The following is a 6,523-nucleotide window of genomic DNA, read 5'->3' as shown; positions in this document are numbered from 1 at the left end:
CCGAAAGAGCCGAAGGAGCCAGAAGTGAAACCGGAAGACCCGAAAGATCTGAAGAAACCGGAAGTAAGACTGGAAAAGTTAAATAAAGACCCGCAAGTAAAAGTAGAAAAAGAATTACCGAAAACAGGGGCAGCACATCCATGGATGATGTCAGTTGGTGCGGGAATTTCATTCTTAGTTGGCGGAGTATTATTCGTATTAGGTAGAAGAAGAAAACAATAATTTTTGTAGACGAAAAGCACACTGAGTTCGATAGTTTATCGAATTCAGTGTGCTTTCGTGGTATATAAAATAAAAGCTCCTTCCGCGTATGGAAGGAGCTTTTATTTTTACATATTAAAACATGCTTGAGCTATGCATTGGTTGAAGTTTTGCATTTGGATCGAAGTAAGCTTTTGCATTGTTTACTGCTGTCGGTGCTTCGCCAAATCCACAAGCGATAAGTTTTACTTTTCCTTCATATGTACAAATGTCACCAGCAGCGTAAATGCCAGGAATATTTGTTTCCATTTTTGAATTCACAAGGATGCTATTTTTTTGTATATCTAAGCCCCAGTTTTTAATTGGGCCAAGAGAGGAAACGAAGCCGTAGTTTACAATTACATCATCAACATCGATGATAACTTTTTCTTCAGTTTTTACGTGCTGAAGAACGACTTGTTCAATTTTGTCATCACCAATGAGTTCAACTGGAACATACGGTGTACTTACTTCTGCACGAGAATTCATTAAGTTTTCGACGCTATGTTCATGTGCGCGGAATTTATCACGGCGATGAACGATTGTAACTTTGTCAGCAATCGGTTCTAACATCATCGTCCAGTCTACTGCTGAGTCGCCACCGCCAAATACTACGACGCGCTTGCCAGCAAATTTATTCATATCATCAACGAAATAATGTAAGTTTTTCTTTTCGTATTTTGCTGTACCTTCTAATTCTAAGCGGCGTGGTTGGAAAGCACCATTGCCGGCAGTAATAATGACTGATTTAGAATAGTGAGTTTGTTTATTCGTAACAAGTTTAAATATACCATCAGCTTGTTTTTCAAGCGTATCAACAGCTTCTTCTAAGCAAATGGTTGGATCAAATTTCTTCATTTGCTCTTTTAAGTTATCAACTAATTCTTGTGCGCGCACTTTTGGAAATCCAGCTACATCATAAATGTATTTTTCAGGGTAGAGTGCGGATAATTGTCCTCCAAGTTGAGGTAAGCTTTCAATGATTTTTACACTTGCTTGTCTCATCCCGCCATAAAATGCTGTGAATAGTCCTGTTGGACCACCACCAATAATTGTTATGTCGTAAACTTTTTGATTTTCTGCCACTTTCATTCCCCCTATAGATGGAATTTTGATATTGATTTCATATATTGTTCATATGTACACGAAAATCCTGCAAATGATGACACTTTCAAATAAATGATAGCATATTTGAGTTCATAATACTTCTGAAAACGACTGAATTGTGTGTAAGTTTTCGCATAGATGCTTTTTGTATTGTATAAAATATACAGAAAGGAAAATACATGAAAAAAAGGCTGAAAAACCCTTGAAAACGCTATGTTATTTTAAAATATTGATAATTCTCCAGAAGCTTGAATTCTGGAATAAAACCGACTAATATAGGGAAGTATTATGTTAAATTTCTATGACAAAATTCGTACGATTTTTTGACTGCGTTTTGTTATGATATAGAATGTGATAAATTCCACATTCTTGACAAATAGAGTTTTTAGTACTTGGTATTATTTCTCATTACTATTATATAAAGAAAAGGGTTGTGATTTGGTGAAGACTCCAAAAATCGTAGTTTTAGGTGCAGGTTATGGCGGGATGATTACGACTGTTCGTCTGCAAAAAGCATTATCTGTAAATGAAGCTGAAATTACGTTAGTAAACAACAACAGCTATCACTACCAAGCGACTTGGTTACACGAGAGCGCAGCTGGTACATTACAAGATGAAAAAATCTGTCTAGATATTCAAGACGTTATTGATACAAATAAAGTGAACTTTGTACAAGACACAGTAGTAGAAATTAAAGCTGCTGAAAAACGTATTATCTTAAAAGACGGCGAGTTAGAGTATGACTACTTAGTAATCGGTCTTGGTTTCGAATCAGAAACATTCGGAATTACAGGATTAAAAGAGCATGCATTCTCAATCGCTAACATTAATGCAACTCGTGAAATTCGTGAGCATATGGAAGCTAGTTTCGCTAAATATGCAGCTGAAAAGCGCGATGAGTTAGTAACAATCGTTGTTGGTGGTGCTGGATTTACTGGTATCGAGTACGTAGGTGAGCTTGCAAACCGTGTTCCTGAACTTTGCAAACAGTACAATGTACCACGTGAAAAAGCACGTATCATCTGTGTAGAAGCTGCTCCAACAGCACTTCCAGGTTTCGATCCAGCATTAGTAGAATATGCTGTAAAACAACTTGAGAAAAAAGGCGTAGAATTCCGCATCGGTACAGCAATTAAAGAAGCAACTGAAGAAGGTATTATTGTTGCAAATGGTGATGATACTGAATTAATTAAGTCTGAAACAGTAGTTTGGGCTGCAGGTGTTCGTGGTAATGGTATTGTGGAAGAGTCTGGCTTTGAAGCAATGCGCGGACGTGTAAAAGTTGATGAGTACATGCACGCTCCAGGATACGAAGAGGTATTCATGGTTGGTGATGCAGCGTTAATCATTAACGAAGAAATTAACCGTCCTTACCCACCAACAGCACAAATTGCAATTCAACAAGGTTACAATATTGCACACAACTTAACTGTATTAGTTCGTGGCAAGGGCGAAATGAAAAAATTCGCATTCGATAATAAAGGATCTGTATGTTCTTTAGGTCATGACGATGCAATGGGCGTTGTTATGGGTAAAAAGTTAACAGGTTGGAAAGCTTCCTTCATGAAGAAAGTAATCGATAACCGCTACTTATTCTTATTAGGTGGACCTTTATTAGTTCTTAAAAAAGGTAAATTAAAGTTCTTTTAATATATAGTAGAAAAAGCAGAAACGGCTAAGCGCCGTTTCTGCTTTTTTTCATATAATACATGTTTTCGATATAACAATAGAAAGATGGGAGAAATGTTTTATTTGAACATTTCCTTATCATGAAATGGATGAATCCAATGTTTTATTTTCTTCATAATTACATTTCTGCATCTTGATATTTTTTTGTTAACAGTATATCGACAAAATGGGTTTTTTCACTTTTTGAAAAAAGGAAATTTCACAACGAATTAAAAAGTATAGTATAATATATAGAAAAGAAAGAATATTCTGTCCGTTCGGATGGAGGAGGATGCATCATGGGGAAGCGCGGGAAAGTATGGTTAGCTGTTAGTGGCTTAGTAGCTACAAAAGATGGCAGGTGGCTATTCGTTAAGAAGAAATACAGTGGATTAAAAGGGAAATGGTCTTTACCGGCTGGTTTTGTAAATGAAGGTGAGACAGTTGATGAAGCTGTGAAACGCGAAGTGTTAGAAGAGACAGGCATTGTCGCTCATGTGAAGGGGATCATTGGTGTTCGATCGGGTGTTATTCGTGATGAAATTAGTGATAATATGATTATTTTCCTTTTGGAGCCTGAAGGAGAAAATATTATTGTACAGGAGAAAGAATTGTCTGAAGTGGCGTTCTTACATCCAGATAAGATTGCGGACGATCCGAATACGTCTGTACTTATTAAATATTTGTTAGAAGGAAGATCAGAACTACATCTTGAAGTGGACAAAACATTAAATCCAGGAGAACCATTTGGTTATACAGCCTATCACGTATTTACGGCACGTGCGAAGGAGAGGGAGAAAGAGTGAGTATACCGGTACTACTTATTTCAATGATGCTATTTTTTATTTTGTTCTTTGGAATTGGATTTTTACTCAACATGATTTTGCGAGCTACTTGGGTAATGGTTATTGTGTATCCGATTGTTTGTATGCTTATTATTAATAAAGCGAGTATGTGGGATTATTTTTCAAAACCGAAAGAAACATTTTCTTCATTTGGGACAAGTGTATCGCACTTAGGACAAGCAGACGTGTTTATTCTATCTACTGGATTAGTAGGGGCTGCTTTAGCAGGAGTCGTGATCAAGAAACTTCGGAAAAGCGGATATCAAATGTTTTAATCTCCAACTAAGTTGGAGATTATTTTTTGCATATTCCTTCATCGTATAGGGAATGATTAACGATGAAGGAGTGTGGAATATAAAAATGTTAAAACGATATTGTATTCGCATTATGATGACTTGTTTACTTGCATTTGCATTATGCGTAACATGGAAGGCTTTCACTGGAGTTTCTTTATTAGAGATTGTAAAGACATATGAAGGAATGAGTGCAAAAGAAGTACATGCAGCAGAAGTTAAGAGAAATGTTGCTCCGAGTAAAGAAGTGATAAATGCTTTAGAGCAGGCAAACGACTGGTCTAAATATCGTTCAATTGAAATGACTGCAACAGGTTATACATCGGGGATTGAGTCAACAGGTAAGAGGCCAGGGCATCCAGAGTATGGTATTACATATTCAGGTGTTAAAGTGAAAAGGGATTTATATTCCACAATTGCTGCGGACTTACGCGTATTCCCGATTGGAACGATTCTCTTCGTGCCAGGTTACGGGTATGGTGTAGTAGCTGATAAGGGCGGAGCAATAAAAGGAAACCGTCTTGATTTATATTATGATACGGTAAAAGATGTTTATAGCCAATGGGGTAAGAAAAAAGTAAATGTGTATGTAGTAAAAGTAGGAAAAGGTAAGTTTACAGAAGAAGAGTTAACGATGTTAAATCAAGACGAAACGATGCAAGTGTTTCGTGGTCAATATTTAAAGCAAAGATAGTCTAGTCGTAATTACGCTAGACTTTTTTTCTTGGCTTATTTCATAATAGAGGAGATTTTACACGTCATATAACTGTAGTTAGAATTGTCGCATTTTATCGAAAATAAAGTTATAATGGTGGTAGAGAAATTTAGGGGGTCTGAACATGTTTCAAGTACAAAAAGAATTAGCAGGTCACGAAGCAGTAATTGTCGCTTTATTTGAAGAAGAGAAAATGAGTAGTTTTGTACAAGAACTGGACAAAGCGTTTGAAGGACAATTACAAGTTTTACTAGAAGAGAAAGAATTATCTACGAAGAAAAAGGCCATTTCGAAAGTACATAGCTTAGGAAAAACAAATGTGAAACGGTATTACTTTGTTGGTTTAGGCAAGAAAGAGTCTTATACGACAGAAACGTTACGTGTGGCTCTTGGAAAAACGTTTAAAACACTACAAGCAGCAAAAGTACAAGATGCAGCAATCTTACTTGATTCTTTCGTAACAGAGAAATTAGACGCGATTGATGTCGCTCATATTGCAGCAGAGGTACAAGGCCTTGGTACATATGAATTACAAACGTATAAATCAGATAAAAAGGATCGTGTAGAGTTAGAGAAGTTCACGGCTATTACAGCGGAAGATGCACAAGAAATTGAAGCCGCATTAACAGTTGGCTACGTACATGGACGTGCAACAAATTCAGCTCGTACACTTGTAAATATGCCGCCAAACGTATTAACAGCGACAAAGCTTGCTGAGTATGCTGTTGAGTTAGCGGAGAAGTATGATATGGACTATAAAGTTCTTGAAAAAGAAGAGATGGAAGATCTTGGTATGGGTGCGTTACTTGCAGTAAACCAAGGTAGTACAGAGCCACCCAAAATGATTGCTCTTATTTATAAAGGAAAAGAAGAGTGGACAGATGTCATTGGATTCGTTGGAAAAGGTATTACATACGATACAGGTGGTTATTCTTTAAAACCACGTGAAGGCATGGTTGGTATGAAAGGTGATATGGGCGGTGCAGCTGCTGTATTAGGTGCGATGGAAATTATCGGAGAACTGCGTCCAGAACAAAATGTGATCGCTGTTATTCCTTCAACTGATAACGTTGTAAGTGGTACGGCATTTAAGCCAGACGATGTAATCACATCTATGAGTGGAAAAACAATTGAAGTATTAAATACGGATGCAGAAGGTCGTCTAGCTTTAGCTGATGGTATTACGTATGCGAAAAAACTTGGCGCAAACTACCTTGTTGATGTTGCAACATTAACAGGCGGTGTAATTGTTGCACTTGGAAACCATACGACAGGCGCAATGACAAATAATGAAGAGTTGTTTGAGCAAGTACTAGAGGCTTCTATGGAAACAGATGAACCAATTTGGCAACTACCGATTTTTGATCGTGATAAAGAACGTGTGAGAAACAGTAAGTTTGCTGATTTAAATAACTCACCAGGCCGTGAAGGACATGCGGTTATGGCAGGTACATTCCTAGGCGAATTCGCTGAAGATACACCGTGGGTACACTTAGATATCGCTGGAACATCAGAAACAAAAGGCGCGCACGACTTAGGTCCAACTGGAGCAACTGGTGCAATGGTACGTACACTTGCAACACTTGTGGAGCGTTTCGGAGAAGAATAAGAGTATAAGTGAAGACTGTTCCAATATTTTGGAACAGTCTTCTTTT

7 protein-coding genes are annotated in these 6,523 nt (G+C 37.4%); 6 read left to right on the top strand and 1 reads right to left on the bottom strand.

Annotated features, from left to right (window positions below):
- On the top strand, positions 1-222 hold a 222-nt coding region (locus BM089_RS21290), incomplete at its 5' end, for an LPXTG cell wall anchor domain-containing protein (RefSeq protein ID WP_139213318.1).
- A 114-nt stretch (positions 223-336) separates the two neighbouring features.
- Here the strand turns inward: BM089_RS21290 and BM089_RS21285 are convergent.
- Complete coding sequence (locus BM089_RS21285; protein WP_000829772.1) at positions 337-1,326, bottom strand: NAD(P)/FAD-dependent oxidoreductase; 990 nt, start codon at positions 1,324-1,326, stop codon at positions 337-339.
- 462 nt (positions 1,327-1,788) lie between these two features.
- Here BM089_RS21285 and BM089_RS21280 point away from each other — a divergent pair, with 462 nt between their 5' ends.
- The 5 genes from BM089_RS21280 (at position 1,789) to pepA (ending at position 6,477) form a co-directional block, all read left to right on the top strand.
- Complete coding sequence (locus BM089_RS21280) at positions 1,789-2,997, top strand: NAD(P)/FAD-dependent oxidoreductase (protein ID WP_139213308.1); 1,209 nt, start codon at positions 1,789-1,791, stop codon at positions 2,995-2,997.
- 317 nt (positions 2,998-3,314) lie between these two features.
- Entirely contained in the window at positions 3,315-3,821 is a 507-nt protein-coding gene (locus tag BM089_RS21275) for an NUDIX hydrolase (protein ID WP_000517993.1), read from the top strand.
- Positions 3,818-4,135 carry a YuiB family protein gene (locus tag BM089_RS21270; protein WP_000027016.1) on the top strand — a complete coding sequence of 106 codons (318 nt, stop codon included), beginning with the start codon at positions 3,818-3,820 and terminating at the stop codon, positions 4,133-4,135. The genes BM089_RS21275 and BM089_RS21270 overlap by 4 nt, the downstream gene beginning before the upstream one ends.
- An 85-nt stretch (positions 4,136-4,220) precedes the next feature.
- Positions 4,221-4,847 carry a 3D domain-containing protein gene (locus BM089_RS21265; RefSeq protein ID WP_002094181.1) on the top strand — a complete coding sequence of 209 codons (627 nt, stop codon included), beginning with the start codon at positions 4,221-4,223 and terminating at the stop codon, positions 4,845-4,847.
- Between the two features lie 145 nt (positions 4,848-4,992).
- Positions 4,993-6,477 carry a cytosol aminopeptidase gene (gene pepA, locus BM089_RS21260; protein ID WP_090978029.1) on the top strand — a complete coding sequence of 495 codons (1,485 nt, stop codon included), beginning with the start codon at positions 4,993-4,995 and terminating at the stop codon, positions 6,475-6,477.
- Positions 6,478-6,523: the final 46 nt, after the last annotated feature.

It is taken from the genome of Bacillus sp. 5mfcol3.1, assembly GCF_900114335.1.
In the GTDB taxonomy this organism is placed as follows: Bacteria; Bacillota; Bacilli; order Bacillales; family Bacillaceae_G; genus Bacillus_A; species Bacillus_A thuringiensis_S.
This window is presented reverse-complemented; position numbering and strand designations above follow the sequence as displayed.